At 54.1% G+C, this 26361-nt stretch carries 27 protein-coding genes; 15 read left to right on the top strand and 12 right to left on the bottom strand.

The window, feature by feature from the left end; genetic code table 11:
* The first annotated feature begins 181 nt into the window (after window positions 1-181).
* The 6 genes from priA (at window position 182) to rraA (ending at window position 7297) form a co-directional block, all read left to right on the top strand.
* Window positions 182-2377 (top strand): primosomal protein N', encoded by a 2196-nt coding sequence (gene priA, locus WFO64_RS19780; protein ID WP_337013739.1) that lies wholly within the window; start codon window positions 182-184, stop codon window positions 2375-2377.
* A 163-nt stretch (window positions 2378-2540) separates the two neighbouring features.
* The gene (cytR, locus tag WFO64_RS19785; protein ID WP_337013740.1) at window positions 2541-3578 is read left to right on the top strand and encodes a DNA-binding transcriptional regulator CytR; all 1038 of its coding nucleotides are present in this window, start codon (window positions 2541-2543) and stop codon (window positions 3576-3578) included.
* A gap of 151 nt (window positions 3579-3729) precedes the next feature.
* On the top strand, window positions 3730-4686 hold the full coding sequence (ftsN, locus tag WFO64_RS19790; protein ID WP_337013741.1) for a cell division protein FtsN: 957 nt from the start codon (window positions 3730-3732) through the stop codon (window positions 4684-4686).
* Window positions 4687-4774: 88 nt separating this feature from the next.
* Complete coding sequence (gene hslV / locus WFO64_RS19795) at window positions 4775-5305, top strand: ATP-dependent protease subunit HslV (protein WP_094119934.1); 531 nt, start codon at window positions 4775-4777, stop codon at window positions 5303-5305.
* A 10-nt stretch (window positions 5306-5315) separates the two neighbouring features.
* On the top strand, window positions 5316-6653 hold the full coding sequence (gene hslU / locus WFO64_RS19800) for an HslU--HslV peptidase ATPase subunit (RefSeq protein ID WP_337013742.1): 1338 nt from the start codon (window positions 5316-5318) through the stop codon (window positions 6651-6653).
* A gap of 158 nt (window positions 6654-6811) precedes the next feature.
* Window positions 6812-7297, top strand: coding sequence for a ribonuclease E activity regulator RraA (rraA, locus tag WFO64_RS19805; protein ID WP_337013743.1), 486 nt, complete (start codon window positions 6812-6814; stop codon window positions 7295-7297).
* A 58-nt stretch (window positions 7298-7355) separates the two neighbouring features.
* Here rraA and zapB read toward each other — a convergent pair whose 3' ends face one another.
* Window positions 7356-7595, bottom strand: coding sequence for a cell division protein ZapB (gene zapB / locus WFO64_RS19810; RefSeq protein ID WP_003851242.1), 240 nt, complete (start codon window positions 7593-7595; stop codon window positions 7356-7358).
* Window positions 7596-8000: 405 nt separating this feature from the next.
* Here zapB and WFO64_RS19815 point away from each other — a divergent pair, with 405 nt between their 5' ends.
* The 3 genes from WFO64_RS19815 to glpX all read left to right on the top strand — a co-directional run bounded on the left by WFO64_RS19815 (window position 8001) and on the right by glpX (window position 11503).
* Window positions 8001-8855: an MIP/aquaporin family protein gene (locus tag WFO64_RS19815; protein WP_337013744.1), complete on the top strand. Its 855-nt coding sequence runs from the start codon at window positions 8001-8003 to the stop codon at window positions 8853-8855.
* Window positions 8856-8885: 30 nt separating this feature from the next.
* Entirely contained in the window at window positions 8886-10397 is a 1512-nt protein-coding gene (gene glpK, locus WFO64_RS19820) for a glycerol kinase GlpK (RefSeq protein ID WP_010672072.1), read from the top strand.
* Window positions 10398-10492: 95 nt separating this feature from the next.
* A complete protein-coding gene (gene glpX, locus WFO64_RS19825; RefSeq protein ID WP_337013745.1) occupies window positions 10493-11503 on the top strand; it encodes a class II fructose-bisphosphatase in 1011 nt (336 codons plus the stop codon).
* Here glpX and emrD read toward each other — a convergent pair.
* Complete coding sequence (gene emrD / locus WFO64_RS19830; protein WP_337013746.1) at window positions 11493-12686, bottom strand: multidrug efflux MFS transporter EmrD; 1194 nt, start codon at window positions 12684-12686, stop codon at window positions 11493-11495. The two genes, glpX and emrD, sit on opposite strands and share 11 nt — an antisense overlap.
* Window positions 12687-12958: 272 nt before the next feature.
* Between emrD and fpr the strand changes: the two genes are divergently transcribed.
* Window positions 12959-13705 carry a ferredoxin--NADP(+) reductase gene (fpr, locus tag WFO64_RS19835; RefSeq protein WP_337013747.1) on the top strand — a complete coding sequence of 249 codons (747 nt, stop codon included), beginning with the start codon at window positions 12959-12961 and terminating at the stop codon, window positions 13703-13705.
* Here the strand turns inward: fpr and WFO64_RS19840 are convergent.
* A complete protein-coding gene (locus tag WFO64_RS19840) occupies window positions 13696-14130 on the bottom strand; it encodes a DUF805 domain-containing protein (RefSeq protein ID WP_337013748.1) in 435 nt (144 codons plus the stop codon). The genes fpr and WFO64_RS19840 overlap by 10 nt on opposite strands.
* Window positions 14131-14228: 98 nt before the next feature.
* Between WFO64_RS19840 and WFO64_RS19845 the strand changes: the two genes are divergently transcribed.
* Window positions 14229-14819: a DUF1454 family protein gene (locus tag WFO64_RS19845; RefSeq protein WP_337013749.1), complete on the top strand. Its 591-nt coding sequence runs from the start codon at window positions 14229-14231 to the stop codon at window positions 14817-14819.
* Window positions 14820-14939: 120 nt separating this feature from the next.
* Entirely contained in the window at window positions 14940-15707 is a 768-nt protein-coding gene (gene tpiA / locus WFO64_RS19850) for a triose-phosphate isomerase (RefSeq protein WP_337013750.1), read from the top strand.
* Between the two features lie 28 nt (window positions 15708-15735).
* Here tpiA and WFO64_RS19855 read toward each other — a convergent pair whose 3' ends face one another.
* From WFO64_RS19855 to cpxP, 6 genes are all read right to left on the bottom strand, one after another.
* On the bottom strand, window positions 15736-16509 hold the full coding sequence (locus WFO64_RS19855) for a CDP-diacylglycerol diphosphatase (protein WP_337013751.1): 774 nt from the start codon (window positions 16507-16509) through the stop codon (window positions 15736-15738).
* A gap of 167 nt (window positions 16510-16676) precedes the next feature.
* Window positions 16677-17666 carry a sulfate ABC transporter substrate-binding protein gene (locus tag WFO64_RS19860; protein WP_337013752.1) on the bottom strand — a complete coding sequence of 330 codons (990 nt, stop codon included), beginning with the start codon at window positions 17664-17666 and terminating at the stop codon, window positions 16677-16679.
* Window positions 17667-17809: 143 nt separating this feature from the next.
* Window positions 17810-18772 (bottom strand): 6-phosphofructokinase, encoded by a 963-nt coding sequence (gene pfkA, locus WFO64_RS19865; RefSeq protein WP_003851263.1) that lies wholly within the window; start codon window positions 18770-18772, stop codon window positions 17810-17812.
* 207 nt (window positions 18773-18979) lie between these two features.
* The gene (fieF, locus tag WFO64_RS19870; protein WP_337013753.1) at window positions 18980-19882 is read right to left on the bottom strand and encodes a CDF family cation-efflux transporter FieF; all 903 of its coding nucleotides are present in this window, start codon (window positions 19880-19882) and stop codon (window positions 18980-18982) included.
* A gap of 240 nt (window positions 19883-20122) precedes the next feature.
* Window positions 20123-20278, bottom strand: coding sequence for a general stress protein (locus WFO64_RS19875; RefSeq protein ID WP_337013754.1), 156 nt, complete (start codon window positions 20276-20278; stop codon window positions 20123-20125).
* Window positions 20279-20732: 454 nt separating this feature from the next.
* Window positions 20733-21242, bottom strand: coding sequence for a cell-envelope stress modulator CpxP (gene cpxP / locus WFO64_RS19880; protein WP_337013755.1), 510 nt, complete (start codon window positions 21240-21242; stop codon window positions 20733-20735).
* 148 nt (window positions 21243-21390) lie between these two features.
* On the opposite strand from cpxP, the gene cpxR reads away from it, so the two are divergent.
* From cpxR to trmL, 3 genes are read left to right on the top strand one after another with little or no spacing between them, the layout of a single operon-like run.
* A complete protein-coding gene (gene cpxR / locus WFO64_RS19885) occupies window positions 21391-22089 on the top strand; it encodes an envelope stress response regulator transcription factor CpxR (RefSeq protein WP_337013756.1) in 699 nt (232 codons plus the stop codon).
* Entirely contained in the window at window positions 22086-23465 is a 1380-nt protein-coding gene (gene cpxA, locus WFO64_RS19890) for an envelope stress sensor histidine kinase CpxA (protein WP_337013757.1), read from the top strand. The genes cpxR and cpxA overlap by 4 nt, the downstream gene beginning before the upstream one ends.
* A gap of 35 nt (window positions 23466-23500) precedes the next feature.
* On the top strand, window positions 23501-23974 hold the full coding sequence (gene trmL / locus WFO64_RS19895; RefSeq protein WP_337013758.1) for a tRNA (uridine(34)/cytosine(34)/5-carboxymethylaminomethyluridine(34)-2'-O)-methyltransferase TrmL: 474 nt from the start codon (window positions 23501-23503) through the stop codon (window positions 23972-23974).
* Here the strand turns inward: trmL and cysE are convergent.
* From cysE to secB, 3 genes are all read right to left on the bottom strand, one after another.
* The gene (gene cysE, locus WFO64_RS19900; protein ID WP_090967199.1) at window positions 23971-24792 is read right to left on the bottom strand and encodes a serine O-acetyltransferase; all 822 of its coding nucleotides are present in this window, start codon (window positions 24790-24792) and stop codon (window positions 23971-23973) included. The two genes, trmL and cysE, sit on opposite strands and share 4 nt — an antisense overlap.
* Window positions 24793-24860: 68 nt before the next feature.
* Entirely contained in the window at window positions 24861-25877 is a 1017-nt protein-coding gene (gene gpsA / locus WFO64_RS19905) for an NAD(P)H-dependent glycerol-3-phosphate dehydrogenase (protein ID WP_337013759.1), read from the bottom strand.
* Entirely contained in the window at window positions 25877-26347 is a 471-nt protein-coding gene (secB, locus tag WFO64_RS19910; RefSeq protein ID WP_279772211.1) for a protein-export chaperone SecB, read from the bottom strand. Before secB ends, gpsA begins: the two co-directional genes overlap by 1 nt.
* Window positions 26348-26361 lie beyond the last annotated feature (14 nt).

Below are 26361 nucleotides of genomic sequence, written 5' to 3' on the forward strand. Positions count from 1 at the left end.
AACCTGCACAGCACCACACGCTGTTGAACATTATAGGGTGTACTCCGGCCAGATCTTTCTTACCGAAGGCGGCATATAATACAGGTAACTTCTGATTGCTGCAAATATCTCCTGAGATACCCGCCGTCAGGGTCTGCGTGTACACTAGCTTCCCCGATGATTGAGCCGGAAAGAGAGAGTTATGCCCGTAGTCCAGGTTGCCCTGCCCGTCCCTGTGCCCCGCCTGTTTGATTATCTGCCGCCACTGGGCGCGCAGCCGGTCATTGGTGGTCGCGTAAGTGTGCCCTTTGGCAATCGCAGGATGATCGGGATTGTGGTCGCCTTTCGTGACAGCAGCGATCTGCCAGAAGCACAACTCAAGCACGTGATCGAGGTGCTGGATAGTGAGTCACTCTATCCCCCGTCGCTGTGGCGCATTCTTAACTGGGCCGCCAGCTACTATCACTCGCCGCAGGGAGAAGTGTTGAGCCATGCTATTCCGGTGCTGCTGCGTCAGGGCAAAGCGGCGCAGGACAATCCTTTATGGCGCTGGGAAATCACCGAGCAGGGCCGGGTAACCGGGCCGGAAAGTTTAAAGCGGGCACCCAAACAGCAGCAGGCGCTGGCTACACTGCGTCAGCAACCGCTCTATCGTCATCAGGTCAGCGAACACGACCTCACGGATGCGACGCTGCAGGCACTGCGGGCCAAAGCGTTATGCGAACTGCATGAGCATCAGCCGCAGATGCACGACTGGCGTACCACGTATGCAGTAAAAGGTGAACGCCTGCGACTGAATACCGATCAGGCGATGGCCGTGGGTGCGATTCGGGCAGATGATGAACATTATGCAGCCTGGCTGCTGGCGGGCATCACCGGCTCTGGCAAAACGGAAGTTTACCTCAGCGTGCTGGAAAATGTACTGGCACGCGGTAAACAGGCGCTGGTGCTGGTGCCCGAGATTGGCTTAACCCCGCAAACTATCGCCCGTTTTCGCGAACGTTTTGATGCACCCATCGATGTGCTGCATTCGGCATTAAACGACAGTGAGCGGCTGGCGGTCTGGTTACGTGCGCGGCGTGGCGAAACGGCGATTGTGATTGGAACCCGATCGGCGCTGTTTACGCCGCTGGCCCGCCCTGGCGTAATCATTATTGATGAAGAACATGATAGCTCCTATAAACAGCAGGAAGGCTGGCGCTATCAGGCGCGCGATCTGGCCGTCTTCCGCGCGCATGAAGAGGATATCCCGATTGTCATGGGATCGGCGACGCCCGCTCTGGAGACGCTGCACAATGTCCGTAGCGGCAAGTATCGCCAACTTGACCTGACAAAGCGCGCCGGCAACGCCAGACCGGCACTGCAACAGCTTATCGACTTAAAAGGTGTGCAGTTGACGGGCGGCCTGGCTCCTGGCCTGATTGGTAAAATGCGACAGCATCTGCAGGCCAATAATCAGGTGCTGCTGTTTCTTAACCGCCGCGGCTTTTCGCCCGTCCTGCTCTGTCACGATTGCGGCTGGATTGCCGAGTGTACCCGCTGTGACCGCTACTACACGCTGCATCAGCACCATCGCCAGCTACGCTGCCACCATTGCGACAGCCAGCGTCCGCTTCCCAATCAATGCCCGCAGTGTGGTTCAACTCATTTGCTGCCGGTAGGCGTTGGCACTGAGCAACTGGAGCAGCAGCTTGGCACGCTCTTCCCTGGCGTGCCGGTGTCGCGAATTGATCGTGATACCACCAGCCGCAAAGGCGCGCTGGAGCAGCATCTGGCTGACGTCCATCGCGGCGGCGCACGCATCCTGGTCGGCACCCAGATGCTGGCCAAAGGCCACCACTTCCCCGATGTCACGCTGGTGTCGCTGCTGGATGTCGATGGCGCGCTGTTCTCAGCCGATTTTCGTGCGGCGGAACGCTTTGCTCAGCTCTATACCCAGGTCGCTGGTCGAGCTGGTCGAGCTGGCAAACAGGGGGAAGTGTTGCTTCAGACTCACCACCCGGAACATCCGCTACTGCAGACACTGCTGCACCAGGGCTATTCAGCGTTCGCCCAACAGGCGCTGCTGGAGCGACAGGCGGTTCACCTGCCGCCCTGGAGCCGCCATGCTCTGTTCCGCGCTGAAGATATGGATAACCAGCAGGCGGCGGAATTCCTGCAACAACTCCGTAATTTGCTGGAGGCAAGCCCGCTGAACGATAAGGCGATGTGGTTTATGGGTCCATTACCTGCCTTGCAGCCAAAGCGCAGTGGACGCTGGCGCTGGCAACTGCTACTGCAGCATCCTTCCCGCCAGCGTCTGCAACAGTTGCTGAGCAGTTCGTTGCCGCTGGTTTCAACACTGCCCGCCGCGCGCAAAGTGAAATGGACGCTGGATATCGACCCTACCGAGAGCTGATTTAAACTGACACTGCGAGCCAGATCGAAAAATGTCGCATAAGTCACAATTTTTATGCAAATTAAGTAACAACCAGCTGGCCAATCGTTAACAATGTACCCGGTTTGCCTTCAGGTCAGGCAAAAACAGAATCGAACGCGCCATAACGCGTCAGGAGCATGTGTTGGAGCAGAATCAACAACCGTCCGCTGCCACGATGAAGGATGTCGCGGAACATGCGGGCGTCTCAACCGCCACCGTATCGCGTGCGCTGATGAATCCGGAGAAGGTTTCTGCGGCTACTCGCCAGAAAGTCGAACAGGCGGTTGCCGCCATCGGCTATGCAGCACATGGCCCCACGCGCAATGCGCGTCGTAATGAGACGCGTACCATACTGGTCATTGTTCCTGACATCTGCGATCCCTTCTTTAGTGAAATCATTCGTGGCGTCGAAGTCACGGCAGCCGAAGAGGGCTACCTGGTGCTGATTGGTGATTGCGCCCATCAGAATCAGCAGGAGAGAACCTTTCTCAACCTGATGGTTACGCGACAGATCGATGGCATGGTGCTGCTCGGCTCACAACTGCCTTTTGATGCCAGCATTGATGAGCAACGCAACTTACCGCCCATGGTGATGGCGAATGAGTTTGCGCCGGAAATGTCGTTGCCCACGGTCCACATTGATAACCTGACCGCCGCGTTTGAAGCGGTAAATCATTTACTGCAGTTAGGTCACACGCAGATCGCCTGTATCGCCGGGCCGGAAGAGATGCCGCTCTGTCAGTATCGACTGCAGGGATATGTACAGGCGATGCGTCGCAGCGGGCTGACGGTCGATCCCACCTATATAGTGCGCGGTGACTTCACGTTTGAAGCGGGCGTTGCCGCCATGAATCAGCTAATGACCCTACCGCAACCTCCGCGCGCGCTGTTCTGCCACAGCGATATTATGGCGCTTGGCGCAATGAATCAGGCCAGACGCTGCGGACTGCGAATACCAGAGGATCTCTCTGTAGTCGGATTTGATGACATTGAGTTATCCCGCTACTGCGAGCCGCCGCTGACAACGGTAACACAGCCACGTTACCTGATCGGTCGGGAAGCGATGCTTCTGCTGCTGGATGAGTTAAATGGTCAACGGGTCATCAGCGGATCGCGACTGCTGGATGCAGGTTTAACCATTCGTGGCAGTACTGCGCGCGCTAAAAAGCGTGAAAAATAAGCGTATTCCTCTGATTTTTTCAGTAGATTCTTAAAGCGAACACTGCTGGTCAAAGTTCCGGCCCTTAAGTAACATGGCGGACTCCTTGCCGGGCGCGTAAAAATTATTATTTCGCCCATCTGGCACTATTTTGAAGGGTATAAGAACGAGAGTGGCACAAAAAGATTACGTAGGCCGCGGGCGTTCAACAGGGACGCGTCGCAAAAAAAGCCCGAGCCGCGGCAAGAAGAGCAAAGGCGGTTCGGGAACATCTAAATTGATGATTGTACTGGCGGTCGCAGTGTTGGTGACCTTTGCCGGTGGTTTATGGTTCCTGGCACATCACAAAAAAGAGGACGTGCCGGTCATTACGGATCATAAAGCCAACGGCAATGGCTTACCGCCGAAACCAGAAGAGCGCTGGAAATATATCAAAGAGCTGGAGAACCGTCAGGTCACCGTTCCGACGCCTATCGAACCCTCTTCAGGTGGCGAAGTGAAGTCGCAGACACAACTGACCGACGAGCAGCGTCAATTGCTCGAGCAGATGCAGGCTGATATGCGTCAGCAGCCAACACAGCTCAACGAAGTGCCGTGGAACGAACAGACGCCGGCGCAACGTCAACAGACGCTGCAACATCAGCAGCAGTTGCAACGCCAGCAGCAACAAGTTCAGCAGCAGCAGCAACAGCTGCAACGCCAGCAGCAACAAGTTCAGCAGCAGCAACGTCAGCAGTTGCAGGCTCAGCAGCAACAACAACGCCAGCAGCAGTTGCAGCAACAACAGCGTCAGCAGCAGAACGTACAGCGCCAGACGCAGCCTGCGCCCATCACGCGGGAACCGGAAGTGCAGTCAAAACCGCAGGAGACCGCGAAGGCGAAACCGGCTGAGAAAGCCTCTTCGCAGCGCTGGATGGTACAGTGTGGTTCGTTTAAGGGAACTGACCAGGCTGAATCGGTGCGCGCAGGCTTAGCCTTTGAAGGATTTGAAAGCCGTATTACCACCGGTGGCGGCTGGAATCGTGTGGTTATCGGTCCTTATAAAGACCGCGCTTCCGCCGACAGCACCCTGAAACGTCTGCGTAGTTCCGGACACTCCAGCTGTATTCCACTCTCCGTCGGGGGTTGAAACCCGCCAAAGCCGCCCCATATCTGTTGCATGATACTCCGCGCCCGGTGCGCGGAGTCCCTTTCCGACGGCAACAAGGGGTCTGCCCGTGACAACAATAGTAAGTGTACGACGCAACGGCCAGGTAGTGATTGGTGGTGATGGCCAGGCTACGCTCGGCAATACCGTAATGAAAGGCAACGTTAAAAAAGTGCGTCGTTTATACAACGATAAAGTGATTGCCGGATTTGCTGGCGGCACCGCAGACGCCTTCACCCTGTTTGAACTTTTCGAACGTAAACTGGAAATGCATCAGGGCCATCTGGTGAAAGCTGCGGTGGAACTGGCCAAAGACTGGCGTACTGACCGTATGCTGCGTCGCCTTGAAGCCTTACTGGCAGTAGCGGATGAGTCAGCCTCACTGATCATCAGCGGTAACGGTGACGTCATCCAGCCCGAAAATGATCTGATCGCCATCGGCTCCGGTGGGCCTTTCGCCCAGGCAGCGGCACGTGCGCTGCTGGAGAATACCGAGATGGGCGCGCGCGACATCGTCGAGAAGTCGCTGAATATCGCGGGTGATATCTGCATTTACACTAACCATAACGTTAATTTCGAAGAATTAACTTCCAGGGCGTAAGGGTATTAATATGTCTGAGATGACTCCACGCGAAATCGTCAGCGAACTGAACCGCTTTATTATCGGCCAGGATAGCGCCAAGCGCGCCGTGGCTATTGCACTGCGCAACCGCTGGCGCCGCATGCAGCTTGACGAGGAGCTGCGCCATGAAGTGACCCCAAAAAACATCCTGATGATCGGTCCGACCGGTGTCGGTAAAACCGAAATTGCTCGCCGTCTGGCTAAGCTGGCCAATGCGCCATTTATCAAAGTAGAGGCGACTAAATTTACCGAAGTGGGTTATGTCGGTAAAGAAGTGGACTCTATCATTCGTGATCTGACAGATTCGGCCATTAAGATGGTGCGCAGTCAGGCAATTGAAAAGAACAAATACCGTGCCGAAGAGATGGCAGAAGAGCGCATTCTTGATGTGCTGATTCCGCCAGCGAAAAACAACTGGGGCCAGTCAGAGCAGAGTGCCGAACCTTCTGCGGCACGCCAGTCGTTCCGCAAGAAGCTACGCGAAGGCCAGCTGGATGATAAAGAGATTGAGATCGACCTCGCCGCCAGCGGCCCTGGTGTCGAAATTATGGCGCCTCCAGGTATGGAAGAGATGACCAGTCAGCTGCAGTCGATGTTCCAGAATCTCGGCGGCCAGAAGCAGAAAGCCCGCAAGCTGAAGATCAAAGAGGCAATGAAGCTGCTGATTGAAGAAGAAGCGGCAAAGCTGGTTAACCCGGAAGAGCTTAAGCAGGACGCCATTGATGCCGTTGAGCAGCACGGGATTGTGTTTATCGATGAGATCGACAAAATCTGTAAGCGCGGTGGCCAGAATGCCGGCGGCCCGGATGTATCACGCGAAGGCGTTCAGCGCGACCTGCTGCCGCTGGTTGAAGGCTGTACCGTCTCGACTAAGCATGGCATGGTGAAAACAGACCACATCCTGTTTATCGCTTCAGGTGCATTCCAGGTTGCCAGCCCTTCCGATCTGATTCCGGAACTGCAGGGGCGTTTGCCTATCCGTGTCGAACTGCAGGCGCTGACCGTAAATGATTTCCAGCGCATCCTGACAGAACCCAATGCCTCGATTACCGTGCAGTATAAAGCACTGATGAATACCGAGGGCGTGAACATTGAGTTCACCGAAGAAGGTATTCGCCGGATTGCTGAAGCAGCATGGCAGGTCAACGAAACTACCGAAAATATCGGTGCGCGCCGCCTGCATACCGTACTAGAGCGTCTGATGGAAGATATTTCGTATGACGCCAGCGATCGTCACGGTGAATCTGTCACCATCGATGCTGATTATGTCGGTAAACATCTGGATGAACTGGTGGCTGACGAAGACCTTAGCCGCTTCATTCTCTGATTCACTGATTCAGCGCATTTCAGAAGCCCACCTTAACTGGCTGGGCTTTTTTATGCATGTTCTTGATCGAACGATGCTTTTTTCATACTGATGATTTTGCCAACAATCTGCATATAGCGATATACTTACCCTTCCTGTGGCAAACAGACGAAACCCTTATGAAATACGATACATCTGAACTCTGCGATATCTACCATGAAGAAGTGAATGTTGTTGAGCCGCTTTTTTCAAATTTTGGTGGGCGCACTTCATTTGGTGGTCAGATTACCACAGTGAAATGCTTTGAAGACAACGGCTTACTCTACGACCTGCTGGAAGAGAATGGCCGGGGTCGGGTACTGGTGATTGATGGGGGCGGCTCAGTGCGTCGTGCGCTGGTGGATGCGCAGCTGGCACGCCTGGCAGCCACCAACGAGTGGGAAGGTTTGGTGATTTACGGTTCAGTACGCCAGGTTGATGAGCTGGAAGAGCTGGAGATTGGCATTCAGGCAATTGCGGCAATTCCTGCAGGGGCTGCGGGTGAAGGGATTGGGGAAAGCGATGTGCGCGTCAATTTCGGCGGCGTCACCTTCTTCTCCGGCGACCATCTCTATGCCGATAACACCGGTATCATTCTGTCAGAGGATGCGCTGGACTTCGAATAGGCCAGACCAGAAATGAAAACGGGTGCCAGAGCACCCGTTTTTCACATCAGCTGAGGCTTCAAACCTCTTCCATTTTTCCCAGCAAAGCACGCAGACGTTCCTGCCACACGTGTTGCTCTTCTTTCAGGTGCTGATTTTCACGCATCAGTGCATCGTGGTTGCCCGCGACTTGTTGCGCATCGTTACGCAATGAGTTGTTCTGCTCTTTCAGCTCTTCGATTTCCATCTGCAACAGGGTGATGGTATCAATCGCCTGCTGTACTTTCGCTTCCAGTTTCTCAAACACTTCAAATGACATCTTTCTGACCTCTCCTAAATTCCTGCAAGGCGTTGATGATGCCAGCTTAAGCCAGCAACGTTGTCCCGATTGTATGTAGCCTCACCCCGCAAGTCCAGCAACGCGGCCGCTGCGGGCGCAGTCTGTAACACTTTTCAGCCAATCCCTGAATTTACGCTGCGCTTACTGCGGCTGTGTTTTGGCATTGGCCCGTGATCCCTGTCATGAGGCGCGAATAATGGCTAAAGAAAACCAGAATACGCGAAAACGCGCATTTTTATGACGCAGTACACAAAAAACGATTTCGCTATTTCTCGTTTATGTTCGTTAACGATAAATTCACATCAGCCCTACATTAAAGCCGGGTGCCTCATGGAATGAGAACAAAAACTGATAAAATTTAACCTCGCTTCAGGAACCACTATTATGAGTCAGACAACTAACATGCTCAAAGGTCAGTGTATTGCCGAATTTCTGGGGACAGGCTTGATTATTTTCTTTGGCGCAGGCTGTGTGGCTGCACTGAAACTCGCCGGTGCCGCTTTCGGTCAGTGGGAAATCTGCATTATCTGGGGTCTGGGCGTTTCCATGGCCGCCTACCTTACCGCAGGCATTTCGGGTGCGCACCTGAACCCGGCAATTACCGTTGCACTCTGCCTGTTTGCTAATTTTGAAGGACGTAAAGTTCTGCCTTATATCGTATCGCAGATTGCCGGTGCCTTTTGTGCAGCGGCGCTGGTATACGGTCTCTACTACAGCCTGTTTATTGATTACGAGCAGAGCCACCAGATGGTGCGCGGCACGGTTGAAAGTCTCGACCTGGCAAGCATCTTCTCAACCTACCCTAACCCCCACATCGGTGTAGGCCAGGCGTTCCTGGTTGAGATGGTCATCACGGCAGTATTAATGGCTGTCATTATGGGTCTGACGGATGACGGTAACGGCATTCCTCGTGGTCCACTGGCTCCTCTACTGATTGGCCTGCTGGTCGCGGTTATCGGTGGCTCAATGGGTCCTCTGACCGGCTTCGCCCTTAACCCAGCTCGTGATTTCGGACCGAAGATCTTCGCATGGCTGGCAGGCTGGGGTAACGTGGCCTTTACCGGTGGTCGTGACATCCCTTACTTCCTCGTGCCGATTTTTGGCCCGCTCGTTGGTGCCTGCCTGGGGGCTGTAGGTTATCGCACATTGATTGGCCGCTACCTGCCAGGGACCGCACAGGAACCTGCAAGCGTTCCAGCAGACAAACCGGTTGCACGCGCTCAGCAGCGTAAAGCGTAAGTTTCACCTTTTATCATCAGGACTGAATTTATGACTACCACAGATAAAAAATATATTGTCGCGCTCGATCAGGGCACAACCAGTTCACGCGCCGTCGTTCTCGACCACGATTCCAATATCGTCGCGGTATCGCAGCGCGAATTCACCCAGATCTACCCGAAAGCGGGCTGGGTTGAGCATGACCCGATGGATATCTGGGCTTCACAAAGCTCTACGCTGGTTGAAGTCCTGGCACATGCCGACATCCGCTCTGATGAGATTGCGGCAATCGGTATCACCAACCAGCGCGAAACCGCTATCGTCTGGGAAAAAGAGACCGGCAAGCCGATCTATAACGCCATCGTCTGGCAGGATCCCCGCACTGCCGACTACTGTCACAAACTGAAGAAAGAGGGACTGGAAGAGTATATCCAGCACACCACCGGTCTGGTGATTAACCCCTACTTCTCCGGTACTAAAGTGAAGTGGATCCTGGATCACGTTGAAGGCTCGCGTGAGCGTGCGAAACGTGGCGAGCTGCTATTCGGTACCGTCGATACCTGGTTGGTCTGGAAAATGACCCAGGGCCGGGTGCATATCACCGATTATACCAACGCCTCCCGTACCATGATGTTTAACATTCACAAGCTGGAGTGGGATCAGCGCATGCTGGATATCCTGGATATTCCGCGCGAAATGCTGCCAGAAGTGAAGTCTTCTTCTGAAGTCTACGGTCAGACCAACATCGGCGGTAAAGGTGGTACACGTATTCCTATCGCCGGTATTGCTGGTGACCAGCAAGCCGCGCTGTATGGCCAACTCTGTGTACAGCCTGGCATGGCGAAGAATACCTACGGCACCGGCTGCTTTATGCTGATGAACACCGGGACTGAAGCGGTGACCTCGACGCATGGCCTGCTGACCACTATCGCCTGTGGCCCGCGCGGTGAAGTAAACTATGCGCTGGAAGGTGCCGTGTTTATCGGGGGTGCCTCTATTCAATGGCTGCGCGATGAGATGAAGCTAATTAGCGAAGCCGCTGACTCTGAATACTTTGCGATGAAAGTGAAAGATACAAACGGCGTTTACATGGTGCCTGCTTTCACCGGCCTGGGCGCACCTTACTGGGACCCTTATGCCCGTGGCGCGATCTTCGGTCTGACGCGCGGCGCAAACGCCAACCACATCATCCGCGCCACCCTGGAGTCGATCGCTTATCAGACGCGTGATGTGCTGGAAGCGATGCAGAATGATGCCAACACCCGCCTGCAGGCATTGCGTGTGGATGGTGGCGCGGTTTCCAACAACTTCCTGATGCAGTTCCAGTCTGACATCCTCGGCACCCGGGTTGAGCGTCCGGAAGTGCGTGAAGTGACCGCGCTGGGTTCTGCGTATCTGGCTGGTCTGGCTGTCGGCTTCTGGCAGGATCTGGATGAAGTGCGTTCTAAAGCGGTTATTGAGCGTGAGTTCCGTCCAAGCCTGGAAACCACCGAGCGTAACTTCCGTTATGCCGGCTGGAAAAAAGCGGTTGCCCGCGCACAAGCGTGGGAAGAACAAGAGTAATATCAATGCCCGCGACGCTGACTGTCGCGGGCCTTTTCCCCGCCCCTCTGCCCCGCTGTGTTACACTGCCTGCCTGTTTTTGTCAGGTAGATGCCATGAAACGAGAACTTGCCATTGAATTTTCCCGCGTAACCGAAGCCGCCGCCCTGGCAGGCTACCACTGGTTAGGACGCGGCGACAAAAATGCGGCTGACGGCGCAGCTGTGCATGCCATGCGCCATGTCCTGAACTCCATTGAAATCGACGGTCAGATTGTGATCGGTGAAGGCGAAATCGACGAAGCCCCGATGCTCTATATTGGTGAAAAAGTCGGTACTGGTCGCGGCGATGCGGTCGACATTGCGGTCGATCCGATTGAAGGCACGCGCATGACGGCGCTTGGCCAGGCTAATGCCCTGGCCGTGATGGCCGTGGGTGATAAAGGCAGCTTTCTGCATGCTCCCGACATGTATATGGAGAAACTGATTGTTGGCCCGGCTGCCCGTGGAGAGATCGATCTCGACCTGCCGCTAGAAACTAACCTGCGTAAAATCGCGATAGCGATGAATAAACCGCTGTCACAGCTAACCGTATCGATTCTGGCAAAGCCACGCCATGATGCGGTGATCAGCCAGTTGCAGCAACTGGGCGTACGGGTATTTACCTTCCCGGATGGCGATGTCGCCGCCTCGATTCTGACCTGCATGCCGGACAGCGAAGTGGATGTGATGTATGGCATCGGCGGCGCACCGGAAGGCGTGGTCTCTGCGGCGGTTATCCGCGCGCTGGATGGCGATATGCAGGGTCGGTTACTGGCCCGTCATCATGTAAAAGGCGACAGCGCTGAAAACCGTCTGCTCGGCGAGCAGGAACTGCAGCGTTGTGCAGAGATGGGGATTGAAGCGGGTAAAAAGCTAACGCTGAGTGAGATGGCGCGCAACGACAATGTTGTGTTTGCCGCCACCGGCATTACCAGTGGCGAGTTGCTGAAAGGCATTACGCGTCAGGGCACTATCGCCACCAGCGAAACTCTGCTGATTCGCGGTAAATCAGGCACCATTCGCCGAATTCAGTCTATTCACTATCTCGACCGCAAAGATTCAGTGCTCCATCCGTTTATCCTGTAACCGGCTGGTTGCCGCGCTCCGGCTGACGTGAGAGCGGCAACCAGCAGAGCAGCATCACCAGCGCTGTGAAGAACATCAGCATGCCAAGGCTGAACTGATCGCGCTGTGGCATCATGGCTGACAGCCACGCCACCAGTCCCGATCCCAGATTCTGCATCCCGCCAATCAGCGCCCCCGCACTACCAGCCAGCCAGGCATAAGGCTCCATCGCGCCTGAAGTTGCCAGCGGGAACAGCATACCGGCACCAAAAAAGAACAGCGCGGCCGGAACCAGCAGCGTCCAGGTATTCATCACGCCAAACCACGCCGGGATCCACATCAGAATGCCCGCCAGCAGGCAGCTATTGACCCCCCACCACATCAGACTGTGCCATGAACCCTGTTCGCGCCCCGCAAACCAGGCACCAAAAAATGCTGCAGGAATCGGCAGGATGAACAGGATGCTGACGGTCAGACTGTGCAGGCCCAGCACGCCGCCCAGCAGAACGCCACAGCTTGATTCAAATACCGCAATGCCCGCCAGCGCACCAATCAGTAGCACAATGTAGCGAACAAAATTTACGTCGCTGAGCAGGCGAACGTAGCGCTTAAAGAAAGGTGTCACTTCCGCACTCTGTGGCCGGGTTTCAGGCAGCCAGCGCGCCATGGATACGGTTACCGCCAGACAGAGCAGCAGCAGAAAAGCAAAGCAGGCGTGCCAGCCAAAGAGCTGAGTCAGCAGTGCGCCAATCACTGGCGCCAGCAGCGGGCTGACCAGAATGCCCATATTAAGCAGACTGTTAGCGCGACGCAGTGCGTGCCCCTCGTAGAGATCACGCGGCATGGTGCGGGCCATCACACCTGCCACGCCGGTTCCCAGTCCCTGAATAGCGCTGCCGAGCACCAGCATATCGAGCGATGTTGCCATCAGTGCCGTGATTGCGCCGATCATAAAGATCACCATGCCCGTCAGGATCACCGGACGCCGACCCACGCTGTCTGACAGCGGGCCGTAAATCAGCTGGGAGCCGCCATAGGTCATCAGATAGGCCGCCATCACACGCTGCAGCACGCCATCCCGCACATTCAGTGCGTCCGCCATCACCGACATTGCCGGGACGTAGATAGTCTGTGCCATCTGACCTACTGCCACCAGTACAATGAGCATCACCAGCAGCGGGCGGTTTTCCAGTTTACTAATCATAATATGCAAAATTTCTTTCTGTGAAAGGAGGTTAAAACAGCGGTTCACCCGCCAGTCATCTTGTTATGCCGGGCAAAATATCAGGATTAGATGACAAAGCGAGAGGTGAACGAAAAGGTCCCGACTTGCATCTGTCAAGTTTACGCACCAGCCTGTAAAGACAAAGCAACAGTTTGTCGATTAGAGCCTTTGCCTGGCTGCAGACTGGCAATCTCACCGGTCAGCCGCGAAAATAGTGACCTGCCTGAATAATCTACAACCAGGGAGTGATTATGGCTGAGTGGGTCAATGCTGAAGTAAAGGAAGTGAAAAACTGGACGGATGCGCTGTTCAGTCTCCGGGTAAAAGCGCCCATCGATCCCTTTATCGCCGGGCAATTTGCCAAACTGGCACTGGAAATCGACGGTGAGCGGGTACAGCGCGCTTACTCTTACGTCAATGCGCCGAAAGATGACCTGCTGGAGTTTTACCTGGTCACCGTGCCAGAGGGCAAGCTGAGTCCGTATCTGCAGGCACTTCGGCCTGGCGATCAGGTGATAGTCACCAAAGAAGCCGCAGGATTCTTTGTGCTGGATGAAGTCCCGACGTGCAAAACCTTATGGATGCTGGCAACCGGCACCGCTATTGGCCCCTATCTTTCCATGCTACAGCAGGGCGAAGGTCTGGATCGCTTTGAAAACATCGTGCTGGTGCATGCCGCACGCTATGCTGCAGACCTGAGCTTTTTGCCTCTGATGCAGCAACTGCAACAGCGCTATTACGGCAAGCTGCACATCCAGACGGTTGTGAGCCGTGAGGAGATCGCCGGTTCGCTGACTGGCCGGGTCCCGGCGCTGATCGAAAATGGTGAGCTGGAGCGTGCCACCGGATTAACGCTGGATGTCGAAAGCAGCCATGTGATGTTGTGCGGCAACCCGCAGATGGTGCGAGATACCCAGCAATTGCTGAAAGAGACGCGCGAAATGCGCAAGCACCTGAAGCGCAAGCCAGGTCATATCACCAGCGAACATTACTGGTGACCTGTTTGCCGGTATCGCACCGGCTGGGTCGCGGTACCAAACCGGTTAGCGCCGGAGGTACCGCGAAAGACACCGAGATCGAGCAGCAGACCGGACAGTAACACGAACGGAATGGCGCGACCCAGCACCCAGGGCAGAATGCCGTCCAGCATGCTCCAGTTCCCTGCCACCAGCAACCAGACAACAATCACCAGTAAACCCCAGTAGCCGCGACGATTGCGATCGTGCAGCCGTTTTACGATGACTGTACTGGCGGGCCACAGCAGACAGACCACACCAAAGGCCGCCATCTGAGTATCGAGCCAGTCGTTTGCCGCTAAGGCGAATAACAGTGTCGTTGTCAGCAACCAAACCGCCTGCCAGATCCAGAAATCACGTCGTCCCAGCCGACCGCGCCAGGAAAAACACCATTGTTGTAACGTCATGCATTATCATCCAGAGAGAAGAAAACCGCCGCGCTTTTGACCTGGCGGATAAAAACCGTTTTAATTTGCGCCTGAGTTTACGGGTTAGGATCGACAAAATGAAGAATTTGCCTGGCGCACTACTATTATCGTTTGCGCTGACGGTTCCGGTATTTGCCGCCGATCCGCCACCGCAGGAACAGGCTGATGCGTTGCCCACCGCACCTTATCTGCTGGCGGGTGCGCCTACCTTTGATATGACTATCGGCCAGTTTCGCGAAAAGTATAATCTGACCAATATGGCGCTAATGCTGCCAGAATATCGCGCCATTGATAATCGGGGCGATAAAAGCAACCTGACGCGCGCCGCCAGCAAAATCAACGAAACCCTCTATGCGTCTACCGCGCTGGAGCCCGGTACCGGCAAAATCAAAACGCTGCAGATTACCTGGCTGCCATTGCCTGGCCCGGATCAGAATGCCTCGCAGCAAAAAGCACTGACCTACATGACAGCCATGTTGCGCTTCTTTGTACCGGGGTTAAGCGCTGATGAGGGACGTAAAAAGCTGGAGGCTTTGCTGAAGCAGGGTAAGGATTTACCCTATTTTGCACAGGTCGAAGGCGCGCTCCGTTTTGTGGTAGCTGACAACGGCGACAAGGGGCTAACCTTCGCCGTTGAGCCGGTAAAACTGGCGCTCGCGCCCCCCTGAGGATGTGGCTGAAAATGACGAAAAGCAAAGCCATCACTACATTTGATCTCTATACTGTCTGGCAGACAACGCTGCCAGATGGCAGCGATTTTTCATGTATCGCGTTATGCGGAGGATAGAATGCGACATCCACTGGTTATGGGTAACTGGAAGTTGAATGGCAGCAAGCAGATCACAACTGAACTGATCGCCGGTCTGCGCAAGGAACTGTCTGGCGTTGAGGGTTGTGGCGTTGCCATTGCACCGCCAGCTCTCTATCTCGAGCAGGCAAAACACGCCCTCTCCGGTAGCCACATCGCACTGGGTGCACAGAACACAGACGTTAACCTGTCTGGTGCGTTTACCGGTGAGGTTTCTGCAGAAATGCTGAAAGATATCGGCGCGAAATATATCATCATCGGCCATTCAGAACGCCGCACTTACCACAAAGAGAGCGACGAATTCATTGCAAAGAAATACGCCGTGCTGAAGTCAGTGGGTCTGATACCAGTGCTGTGCATTGGTGAAACCGAAGCGGAAAACGAAGCGGGTAAAACCGAAGAAGTCTGCGCACGTCAGCTGGATGCCGTACTGGAAACGCAGGGCGCTGAAGCGTTTAAAGATGCGGTCATCGCTTATGAGCCAGTCTGGGCCATCGGTACCGGTAAATCAGCAACTCCTGCTCAGGCACAGGCCGTCCACAAATTCATTCGTGATCATATCGCGAAGAAAGATGCGGCTATCGCGGAACAGGTCATCATTCAGTACGGCGGCTCTGTTAACGATAAGAATGCTGCTGAGCTGTTCACCCAGCCTGACATCGATGGCGCGCTGGTTGGCGGCGCGTCACTGAAAGCGGACGCTTTCTCGGTAATCGTTAAAGCTGCGGCGGCGGCAAAAAGCGCCTAAGCATTAACGTACAGGTTAAGGGCGGCTCTTAAGCCGCCTTTTTTATGGGCGGAATCAGCTGACAGGCGTGATCCTGCAACTCCTCCGCCGAACCGCTGTTCAGCAGCAGCCAGTTTCGTTCGATCGCCATCATCACCAGTCGCCCGTCCCCCAATTCAGCCAGCGCCAGTCCATATTTCCCCATCTCTGTACGTGCCTCTGGCCGCTCATCTGCCAGGCGGATAAATGCACTCTGCTGAGTCAGTTCGGCTGGCGTCAAGGCACGCAGCCAGTAGCGGTGTTTACGCAGCGTAGTGCTCTGCCATTGCGCAGTAAGCTGCGGCGTCAGATGATCAAGCTGCTGACGCACATCGGGTCGCAGACAGGAGAGATGAATATGGAGCTGGTTCTGCGTACGGCCATACTGTGCATTGATAGCCAGTGACAGGGCCCAATCATCAACAGGTGAGCCGCGTCGCTGTGCAAGCAGGGTTCGCTCATGCCAGGCAAGGGCAAAGTAGTTGGGCGCAGCGGGTTGCAGTAACTGCGGGCTTTCGATGCCGGTGATCCTGTCGAGTGGGATAAGCAGATACTGCAACGGCCCGTGCAGGTCTTTCAACATAGCATAGCGATGCGGCAGATCGACACGCTGACAGGGCCCAGGTTCTCCACGGCTCTGCTGGTGAGGCACGCATTTTTCGCTGACGATTTGCCACAGCGCGTCACTGTTCTTTTTGAAATGTATTGCGGCAGCCAGCATCCCCACTATGAGTAGCACCAGCAGAATCGCAACCCGGCTGGCTGCACGACGATTTGTCGGCATAACAAGGCTTCCTGAAAGGCTTAGTAGCCTGCATCCTCGCCTGGTGAGAAAAGAATGTCACGGAGAATTCGGGCAGATAACCCAGCGACTGGACAGAAAGGAGAAAGGCGTGAGGGTGGCGGACAAAACGATAAGCGGCCAGCGCAGGACGCGCTGGCCGCAATGAATTACGGTTTCATAACCTGATCATAGCTGCCGCCATCGGCGAAATGCGCTTTCTGAGCCTGCGTCCAGCCACCAAACTTGTCCTGAATGGTAAACAATTTCACTGGCGCAAAGGTGCTGGCAAATTTCTTCGCGACTTCAGCATCACGCGGACGATAGTAGTTCTGTGCAGCAATAGTCTGGCCTTCTGGCGAGTAGAGATATTTAAGATAAGCGTCTGCGACTTTGCGCGTTCCCTTTTCATCCACCACTTTATCGACCACCGACACAGTCGGTTCAGCCAGAATGGATTCGCTTGGGGTGACAATCTCAAACTTGTCTTTGCCCAGTTTGTTTACCGCCAGATAGGCTTCGTTTTCCCAGGCGATCAGTACATCACCAATCCCACGCTCAACAAAGGTGTTGGTTGCGCCGCGAGCACCGGAATCCTGCACTTCAACATTTTTAAACAGCGCTCTGACGTAAGACAGGGCTTTCGCCTGATCGCCATTGTTATGATCCAGTGCCCAGCCCCATGCCGCCAGATAGTTCCAGCGGGCACCGCCGGAAGTTTTTGGATTAGGAGTGATAACGGATACACCTGGCTTCGTCAGGTCGCCCCAGTCATGGATGCCTTTAGGATTATCTTTGCGCACCAGGAAAACAATGGTCGAGGTATAAGGCGCGGAGTTGTCGGGCAGACGCTGAATCCAGTTTTTATCAATACGACCGCGTTCTGCAATAGCATCAACGTCCGATTGCAGCGCCAGTGTGACCACATCCGCACGGATGCCGTTAATCACTGAAGTCGCCTGCTTGCCGGAACCGCCGTGAGACTGACGGACAACGACATTATCGCCGGTTTCCTGTTTGTAGTGCGCACTGAACGCTTTGTTGTACTGTTCGTAAAGCTCACGCGTTGGATCGTAGGAAACGTTTAACAGTTGAATGTCTTTCGCCAGAACGCTGGTTGAGGCCAGCAACAGGGTAACGCCAATACTCCACTTGTTCATTAAGCACTCTCCCAATGTCGTTATGGGCTAAGCGTGACATAAACCAATACAGAGCTAAAAGAATTAAAAATAAGCTGTTATAACCACGGGGAATATATAAGCGAAATGCCGGGGCGCGCTGCGCAGCACACCCCACGGAGGAATTAATAGAGTTTTTTCGCGGTGTCGAGCCAGTCGCGTTTAAACGGACGCTTCATATTTTCAATCGCGTCAACGATGTCGTGATGCACCATCTTCTCGTTCTGAATACCGACGCAACGGCCGCCGTAACCCTGCATCAGCAGTTCAATAGAGTAAGCTCCCATGCGTGACGCCAGAATACGGTCATACGCGCAGGGTGCACCGCCTCGCTGAATATGGCCCAGAACGGTAGAACGAGTTTCACGTTTGGTTTCTGTTTCAATGAAACGCGCCAGATCGTCGATATCGCAGATATGCTCAGTAATCGCAACGATAGCGTGCTTTTTACCTTTGGCGATGCCCGCTTTGATTTCTGCTACCAGCTCTTCGCGGGTATACGGGAACTCCGGCAGTACAATAAACTCACAACCACCGGCAATCGCCGCAGCCAGTGTCAGATCGCCACAGTAGCGGCCCATCACTTCAACAATTGAAATACGCTGATGCGATGAAGAGGTGTCACGCAGGCGGTCAATCGCTTCAACTACAGTTTCCAGCGCAGTGAAATAGCCGATGGTGTAATCCGTTCCGGCAACGTCGTTATCGATGGTGCCTGGCAGACCAATGCAGGGGAAGCCCATTTCAGTCAGGCGCTTAGCACCCATGTAGGAACCGTCACCACCAATAACAACCAGCGCATCGATGCCGCGTTTTTTCATGTTTTCAATGGCAACCTGACGTACATCTTCATTACGGAATTCAGGGAAACGCGCTGAGCCCAGGAAAGTGCCACCGCGGTTAATCATGTCGGAGACGCTATAGCGATCAAGATTGATCATGCGATCTTCGTACAGTCCCAGATAGCCGTCATAGATCCCAAAAACTTCCAGTCCTTCACTCAGCGCGGAACGTACCACTCCACGAATAGCTGCGTTCATGCCTGGGGCGTCACCGCCGCTGGTTAATACACCAATTTTTTTGATCATGACAACCTCTGGATTGTTCAAAACTAAGGGTTAATCCTGCCTGTCGATCGCTGCTGAAGATCATTTTACGACTCGCGCGACACGTGATGGCAGATAGTATATCAAAGGCTTGCTGCTGAATTGATTCAGGTCAGACAACTTTTCACTATTTTTTGCAGCAATGTTAGCGTTACGTCATCCCTTACGTATCGACTTGATTCATTTAAGTTAAAAACCCAGGGAATCCTCTCTCTCGAACGGTACCACAGAACAAGGATCCTGATGAATAATTACGTCTGAGCCGGGAAATTCTTTACGTAACGCTTTCTCAACCTGATCTGCCACACGATGTGCCTGCACCAGTGGCAGCTGATCTTCCAGTTCCAGATGAAGCTGTATAAATTTGGTCGGCCCGGACTGTCGGGTTCGCAGATCGTGAACGCCCTGCACCTGCGGCCAGTTTGTCGCAAGTGTCAGGATTTGCTGCCGCTCCTCTTCCGGTAACGCACGATCCAGCAATGACTGAACCGCCTCGTAGCCCATACGCAATGCGCTGTAGAGAATAAAAATGCCAATCCCCAGCGCGAACAGGGCATCCGCCCGGGCAAAGCCATAGCTGCTCAGCACCAGCGCAATCAAAATAGCGCCATTCATGATGACGTCAGACTGATAGTGAAGCATGTCAGCCCGAATCGCCTGACTGCGGGTTTTACGAACCACCCAGCGCTGAAAGGCCACCAGTACCAGCGTTGAACTCAGCGCGACAACGGTCACCACGATGCCGATGCCGGGTGCCCGCAGCACATTGGGCGTCGCCAGATGCTGGAGGCCGGTCAGAAACAGAAACAGCGCCGAGCCGGAAATAAACATACTTTGCGCAAGTGCCGCCAGCGACTCCGCTTTACCGTGTCCAAACGTATGATCTTCGTCGGCAGGCTGAAGCGCATAACGCACCACCAGCAGATTGGTCAGCGATGCGGCGATATCTACCAGTGAATCAACCAGAGAGGCCAGTAAACTCACTGAACCGGTGTACCACCAGGCAAAAATTTTCACGAGTAGCAGCATAGACGCCAGAATGGTGGCGGCGATCGCAGCGCGCTTTACCAGTCGGCCATAAGAGGGTTGCATGCCAGATTCCTTGGGCAACATCAGTGAGGATGCGCACTAAATGAATGAATGTATGGCTGAAGTTTAACACCGTGAGGCGGGCAGTGCTTAGCGGGTCATTGAACGGTTCAGTTTCTTTCGCGAAAGCGCGGCAGGTAAAAAAACAAGCCCCGGCCTCTGTAGGAGGACGGGGCAAAGTGTCATACACATCAGTGCCAGAACACATTCAGGCTCTGGCTTATGTTGAGAAAGGGTCAGCGATTACTTTTTGCCGCCTTTTTTCCCGGCTTCTGATGCTTTTTCACGATCGTTTTTGAAGTTTCCGCCACCGCTGTTCTGGCTGCCTTTCTTACCGGCTTCAGACGCTTTTTGCGGATTATCTGCGAAATTACCTGAACCACCACGATGCTCTGCCATAACTTACTCCGTTAATAGATTCATTCAGGACGACATAATGTGGTTGTTGCTCCCTGAGACTTCGCAAAGACACTAAACTTCCCTGCAGTGACAGAATTAAGTATAGAGGGTACGCATGAACCAGCAAGCGTAACGCGGTGGTTCTATCTCCCTGAAAATCAAAACAAAGCTTATGAAGCATGACTGGAAATCTTTTATTTTCAGACAGTTATAATATTTAAATCTCTGCAAAACTCTTGCCGGTACGCTTAAATCTAAGCGATGACCTGAATAGTAAGGAATCGGCGGGCCTGACGAATTAAAGATCATCAAGCGCTAATAAAACAGGGGTTTTGTTGCGCGGTGATGATTCCAGTCAAAATAAAAAAAGTGAAAAAAAGATAAAAAAAACCCCCACCATCATGGTGGGGGAAGACAGGGATGTGTCTATGGCAAGGAAAACAGGGATACTATGTTACTGGTTACTGCTGGTACTACTCACTGCCTGCAGCGATGACACCGACTGCAAATTCGAAAACTGTCGCAGCTCATTAAGTCGCTGCTGGTAATTCTTATGTAACGCCGACTGCTGAGCTGGCGTTAGCAGTTGAAACATTTGATTCTGTACGCGCGCCATCTCGACCTGCTGTTCAACCTGAACTCTGGCGATGACTTCCGCCTTCTCGCGGATGGCCGCTTCATTAAACTGGTCTGCAGTCACTAACTCGTGTAGGGCTGCGATATCGTCAATATGAACTACCGGGCGTTCGTGTCGGGCCTGTTGCATCAGGTCACGCATCTGCTGACGTTGCTCTTCCGTCAACTCGATGCCATCGAACATGTGGCTTTGCGGATTTTGCGTCATACTGCCTGTCGGCAATCCGCCGTGATGCATCTCGCCAATCGTCGTCGCATCTTTAGCATCTGCGCTGGCGACACTCAGAACCATCGCTGAGGCAAGGACGACGGCGGTTAATTTGCGCATCGTGTACTCCAGTTCGTTCCGTTTTGCGATTCAACGGGAGCCAGTGTACGGCGACAGCTGCAAACATCCGTCAGGGGGTGTAAAACTACGTAAAGCGATGGATAGGTGCGCCAGGAACACGGTATTTTGCCTGCGGAGGGCTACAAAAATGAATAAAATCCTGTTGGTAGATGACGACCGCGAATTAACTTCGCTTTTAAAAGAACTGTTAGAAATGGAAGGGTTTGAAGTGGTGGTAGCCAGTGATGGTGAACAAGCGCTGAACCTGCTTAATAACTCTATTGATTTGCTTTTACTGGATGTCATGATGCCGAAGAAAAACGGTATCGACACCCTGAAAGAACTGCGTCAGCAACATCAAACTCCCGTCATCATGCTAACGGCGCGTGGCAGCGAGCTGGATCGCGTGCTGGGCCTCGAACTGGGTGCAGATGACTATCTACCTAAGCCGTTTAACGATCGCGAACTGGTGGCGCGTATTCGCGCTATTCTGCGGCGCTCAAACTGGAGTGAACAGCAGCAGCAACAAGACAATAGCTCCCCCACGCTGGAAGTGGACTACCTGCGTCTCAATCCCGGCCGTCAGGAGGCCAGTTTTGATGATGTTACGCTGGATCTTACCGGTACTGAGTTCACCCTGCTCTATCTGCTGGCACAGCATCTGGGTCAGGTGGTGTCGCGTGAACATCTGAGTCAGGAAGTGCTGGGCAAACGCCTGACACCTTTTGACCGCGCGATTGATATGCATATCTCGAATCTGCGTCGCAAGCTCCCTGAGCGCCGCGACGGTCATCCCTGGTTTAAAACCTTACGTGGCCGCGGCTACCTGATGGTTTCGGCATCATGATTGGAAGTCTGACCACCCGTATCTTCGCCATCTTCTGGTTAACGCTGGCGCTGGTGTTGATGCTGGTGCTAATGGTGCCGAAGCTCGATTCACGACAGATGACCTCGCTGCTGGAGAGTGAAGAGCGGCAAGGCATTATGATTGAGCAACACGTCGAAGCAGAGCTGTCGCAGGATCCCCCTAATGATCTGATGTGGTGGCGTCGTCTGTTTCGGGCCGTGGAAAAGTGGGCACCGCCGGGTCAGCGGCTACTGTTAGTGACCAGTGAAGGTCGGGTGATCGGCGCGCAACACAATGAAATGCAGGTTATCCGCAATTTTATCGGCCAGTCTGACAATGCCGATCATCCGCAGAAAAAGAAATATGGTCGTGTTGAGCTGGTAGGGCCTTTTGCCGTTCGCGATGGCGAAGATAATTACCAGCTTTACATGATCCGTCCCGCCAACAGTTCCCAGCTCGATTTCGTCAATCTGCTGTTTGACCGTCCGTTGCTGCTGCTTATCGTCACCATGCTCATCAGCTCACCGCTGCTGCTCTGGCTGGCCTGGAGCCTGGCACGTCCGGCGCGTAAGCTGAAATATGCCGCCGATGAAGTCGCAAGCGGGAACCTACGCCAGCATCCGGAACTGGAATCTGGCCCACAGGAATTTCTGGCTGCAGGTTCCAGCTTTAACCAGATGGTCAGTGCGCTGGAACGGATGATGACCGGTCAGCAACGCCTGTTATCTGATATCAGCCATGAGCTTCGTACCCCGCTTACCCGTCTGCAACTTGCTACCGCGCTACTGCGTCGGCGTCAGGGCGAAGGTAAAGAGCTGGGCCGCATTGAAATGGAAGCACAGCGTCTCGATGGCATGATTAACGATCTGCTGGTGCTGTCGCGCACCCAGCATAAAAATGCGCTGGTCAGCGAAGCGATGAAGGCTAATCAGTTGTGGAGTGGGGTGCTGGAAGACGCCCGTTTCGAAGCTGAGCAGATGGGCAAGAAAATGGACATTCCCTATCCGCCAGGCCCGTGGCCGCTTTATGGCAATCCTCATGCGCTGGAGAGTGCGCTGGAAAATATCGTTCGCAATGCGCTGCGTTATTCACACACACATATTAGCGTCAGCTTCTCTGTCGATATTTCCGGCATCACGGTACATGTTGATGATGATGGTCCAGGCGTGAGTCCGGAAGATCGTGAACAGATTTTCCGTCCCTTCTACCGTACCGATGAAGCGCGCGATCGCGAATCAGGCGGCACCGGTCTCGGCCTGGCCATTGTCGAAACGGCAGTGCAGCAACATCGCGGCTGGGTTAAAGCCGATGACAGTCCATTGGGCGGCCTGCGTCTGACCCTCTGGTTGCCGCTCTACTCCTCTGGTCGTCAATAATTTGCTATGCTTCGGCCCCTGTCACCGGGGGCCTTATGCTTAATATTGTCTTGTTTGAACCAGAAATTCCGCCTAATACCGGCAATATCATCCGCCTGTGCGCCAATACAGGCTTTCAACTCCATCTGATTCAGCCGCTCGGCTTTGCCTGGGATGACAAGCGCTTACGCCGTGCCGGACTGGATTACCACGAATTCACTGCCATTAAATTCCACCACGACTATCCGTCGTTTATCGCCTCAGAGTCACCTGAGCGTCTGTTTGCACTGACGACCAAAGGCACGCCTGCACACAGTGCTGTCGCATATCAGGCTGGCGATTATCTGCTGTTTGGGCCGGAGAGCCGTGGACTGCCAACGGAAATACTGGCAGCGTTACCGGCTCAGCAGAAAATCCGTATCCCGATGAGAGCGGAAAGCCGCAGTATGAATTTGTCGAACGCTGTATCGGTGGTGGTCTATGAAGCGTGGCGCCAGCTGGATTACGGGGGCGCGCTGATTAAAGACTAGATGCCGTCGCCAAACTGAAAACCCGCCAGGCTGCCATTGAAGTGCTGGTCCATATCCATCGACGGCTTCTCACTGCCTGGCTTACCGACGATGCGCGCGGGTACGCCTGCTGCCGTGGTGTGCGGCGGCACTGGCTGTAACACCACGGAACCGGCGCCGATTTTTGCTCCCCTGCCGACTTCAATATTGCCCAGGACTTTTGCACCGGCACCAATCATCACCCCTTCACGGATTTTCGGATGACGGTCGCCGCTGGTTTTGCCGGTACCGCCCAGCGTCACCGATTGCAGGATCGAAACATCATTCTCAACGACGGCAGTTTCACCAATCACAATGCCTGTGGCATGGTCGAGCATGATGCCGTGGCCTATGTTGGCGGCAGGATGAATATCGACTGCAAAGGAAACGGAGATTTCATTTTGCAGATAAACCGCCAGCGCGCGTCGGCCTTCATTCCACAGCCAGTGGCCAATGCGGTAGGCCTGTAAGGCGTGAAAACCTTTGAGGTAGAGCAGCGGCGTGGAATATTTATCGACTGCCGGGTCGCGCTGGCGTACTGCCTGAATATCGTAAGCCGCAGACATAATCATCGACGGATCTTCACGGTAGGCTTCTTCAACAATTTCACGAATGGCGATGGCGGGCATAATCGGGTTAGCCAGTTTGTTGGCCAGCATATAACTCAGTGCGCTACCGAGATTTTCATGCTTGAGCAATGTCGCGTGGAAGAAACTGGCCAGCATTGGCTCACAATCAGCCAAGGCTCGCGCTTCTGCTTTGATATTATTCCAGACCAGTTCTAACTCATCAGACGACATTGCTGTTTTCTCCCGATAAAAAAAGCGCCTGAATGGGCGCTGCAGGTGATGATGCTACGCGTCCTGCGTTAGCCAGTGCTGTTTTCGTCCTTCCTTGTGCGTCCCAGCAGACTCAATGCTGCATCTCTCGCCGGTTTTTCGCAATACAACACCTGATAAATCTGCTCGGTAATCGGCATTTCCACACCAAAACGCGCAGCCAACGCTTTGACTTCTTTAGTGTTTCTGTAACCTTCTACAACTTGTCCGATAATGCGTTGCGCGCTATCGACATTCTCGCCCTGGCCCAGCATCATGCCAAAACGACGGTTACGTGACTGATTATCAGTACAGGTCAGCACCAGATCGCCCAGACCCGCCATACCCATGAAGGTCGTGGGGTCGGCACCCAGTGCTGCGCCCAGCCGACTCATTTCAGCCAGACCACGCGTGATCAATGCGGTACGAGCATTCGCGCCAAAACCAATCCCGTCAGAGATCCCGGCACCGATAGCAATCACATTTTTCACCGCGCCGCCCAGCTGTACGCCAATGAAGTCAGGGTTATTATAAACACGGAAACTTTTACCGCAGTGCAGCTTCTGTTGCAGATCGTCAGCAAACTGGGCATCCGTGGCGGCTAGCGCGATGGCCGTGGGTAAGCCTGCGGCCAGCTCTTTCGCAAAGGTTGGTCCGGAGATCACTGCCAGCGGAATAGCATCGCCCACAATTTCACGCGCCACATCCTGCAGCAGACGGCCGGTCTCTTTTTCCAGACCCTTGGTCGCCCAGACAATACGCGAGTCTGACCGCAGATGAGGCTTGATCTGCTGCAGCACATCGCCAAACACATGACTCGGGACCACGATTAATAAGTCGCGGCTGGCAGCAATGGTTTTGGTCAGATCAGGTTCAAGGGAAAGATTGTCGGGGAACGGTACATCGGGCAGAAAAGCAGTGTTGCAGCGGTCAGTCTGGAGTTGTGCCAGATGCGCCGGGTTATGTCCCCACAACAGCACCGGATGGCCGTTACGGGCCAGCGTAATCGCCAAAGCGGTGCCGTAGGAGCCGGCACCGATGACGCTAATCGAAGCGTGAGTTGTCATCAGGCATCCTGATGTTGTTCAGCACCTTCTTCACCTTGCTGCTGCTGCAGGTAGTTCATGAACAGCGCATCAAAGTTAACCGGTGCCAGGTTCAGCTGCGGGAAGGTACCACGTGATACCAGGCTGGTAATGCATTCACGTGCGTACGGGAACAGGATATTCGGGCAGTATGCACCCAGGCAATGTGCCATCTGCGTTCCTTCAATACCGCTGATAGTGAAAATACCGGCCTGCTGAACTTCACACAGGAAAGCGGTTTCTTCGCCCACGGTGGCGGTTACAGTCACACGAAGTACCACTTCATAAACTTCGTCAGCCAGCTGAGAAGATGCAGTGTCCAGATCCAGTTTAACGTCCGGTTCCCACTCTTTCTGGAAAACCTGCGGTGCATTTGGCGCTTCAAAAGAGATATCTTTAGTGAATACGCGCTGAATCTGGAATTGCATTTCGTTGGTGTTATGTTCTGACATGTGACCAAATCCTA

It is taken from the genome of Pantoea sp. AS142 (assembly GCF_037152305.1).
Lineage (GTDB): Bacteria > Pseudomonadota > Gammaproteobacteria > Enterobacterales > Enterobacteriaceae > Pantoea.

Coding starts and splice junctions, on each gene's coding strand:
- emrD (WP_337013746.1), bottom strand. CDS start 12,686: ATGATTAGTAAACTGGAAAACCGCCCGCTGCTGGTGATGCTCATTGTA.
- WFO64_RS19855 (WP_337013751.1), bottom strand. CDS start 16,509: ATGCCGACAAATCGTCGTGCAGCCAGCCGGGTTGCGATTCTGCTGGTG.
- zapB (WP_003851242.1), bottom strand. CDS start 7,595: ATGTCATTTGAAGTGTTTGAGAAACTGGAAGCGAAAGTACAGCAGGCG.
- cpxP (WP_337013755.1), bottom strand. CDS start 21,242: ATGCGCAAATTAACCGCCGTCGTCCTTGCCTCAGCGATGGTTCTGAGT.
- fieF (WP_337013753.1), bottom strand. CDS start 19,882: ATGCAACCCTCTTATGGCCGACTGGTAAAGCGCGCTGCGATCGCCGCC.
- fpr (WP_337013747.1), top strand. CDS start 12,959: ATGGCTGAGTGGGTCAATGCTGAAGTAAAGGAAGTGAAAAACTGGACG.
- priA (WP_337013739.1), top strand. CDS start 182: ATGCCCGTAGTCCAGGTTGCCCTGCCCGTCCCTGTGCCCCGCCTGTTT.
- cpxR (WP_337013756.1), top strand. CDS start 21,391: ATGAATAAAATCCTGTTGGTAGATGACGACCGCGAATTAACTTCGCTT.
- pfkA (WP_003851263.1), bottom strand. CDS start 18,772: ATGATCAAAAAAATTGGTGTATTAACCAGCGGCGGTGACGCCCCAGGC.
- WFO64_RS19860 (WP_337013752.1), bottom strand. CDS start 17,666: ATGAACAAGTGGAGTATTGGCGTTACCCTGTTGCTGGCCTCAACCAGC.
- WFO64_RS19840 (WP_337013748.1), bottom strand. CDS start 14,130: ATGACGTTACAACAATGGTGTTTTTCCTGGCGCGGTCGGCTGGGACGA.
- WFO64_RS19845 (WP_337013749.1), top strand. CDS start 14,229: ATGAAGAATTTGCCTGGCGCACTACTATTATCGTTTGCGCTGACGGTT.
- cpxA (WP_337013757.1), top strand. CDS start 22,086: ATGATTGGAAGTCTGACCACCCGTATCTTCGCCATCTTCTGGTTAACG.
- hslU (WP_337013742.1), top strand. CDS start 5,316: ATGTCTGAGATGACTCCACGCGAAATCGTCAGCGAACTGAACCGCTTT.
- WFO64_RS19815 (WP_337013744.1), top strand. CDS start 8,001: ATGAGTCAGACAACTAACATGCTCAAAGGTCAGTGTATTGCCGAATTT.
- cysE (WP_090967199.1), bottom strand. CDS start 24,792: ATGTCGTCTGATGAGTTAGAACTGGTCTGGAATAATATCAAAGCAGAA.
- rraA (WP_337013743.1), top strand. CDS start 6,812: ATGAAATACGATACATCTGAACTCTGCGATATCTACCATGAAGAAGTG.
- secB (WP_279772211.1), bottom strand. CDS start 26,347: ATGTCAGAACATAACACCAACGAAATGCAATTCCAGATTCAGCGCGTA.
- WFO64_RS19875 (WP_337013754.1), bottom strand. CDS start 20,278: ATGGCAGAGCATCGTGGTGGTTCAGGTAATTTCGCAGATAATCCGCAA.
- gpsA (WP_337013759.1), bottom strand. CDS start 25,877: ATGACAACTCACGCTTCGATTAGCGTCATCGGTGCCGGCTCCTACGGC.
- glpX (WP_337013745.1), top strand. CDS start 10,493: ATGAAACGAGAACTTGCCATTGAATTTTCCCGCGTAACCGAAGCCGCC.
- tpiA (WP_337013750.1), top strand. CDS start 14,940: ATGCGACATCCACTGGTTATGGGTAACTGGAAGTTGAATGGCAGCAAG.
- trmL (WP_337013758.1), top strand. CDS start 23,501: ATGCTTAATATTGTCTTGTTTGAACCAGAAATTCCGCCTAATACCGGC.
- glpK (WP_010672072.1), top strand. CDS start 8,886: ATGACTACCACAGATAAAAAATATATTGTCGCGCTCGATCAGGGCACA.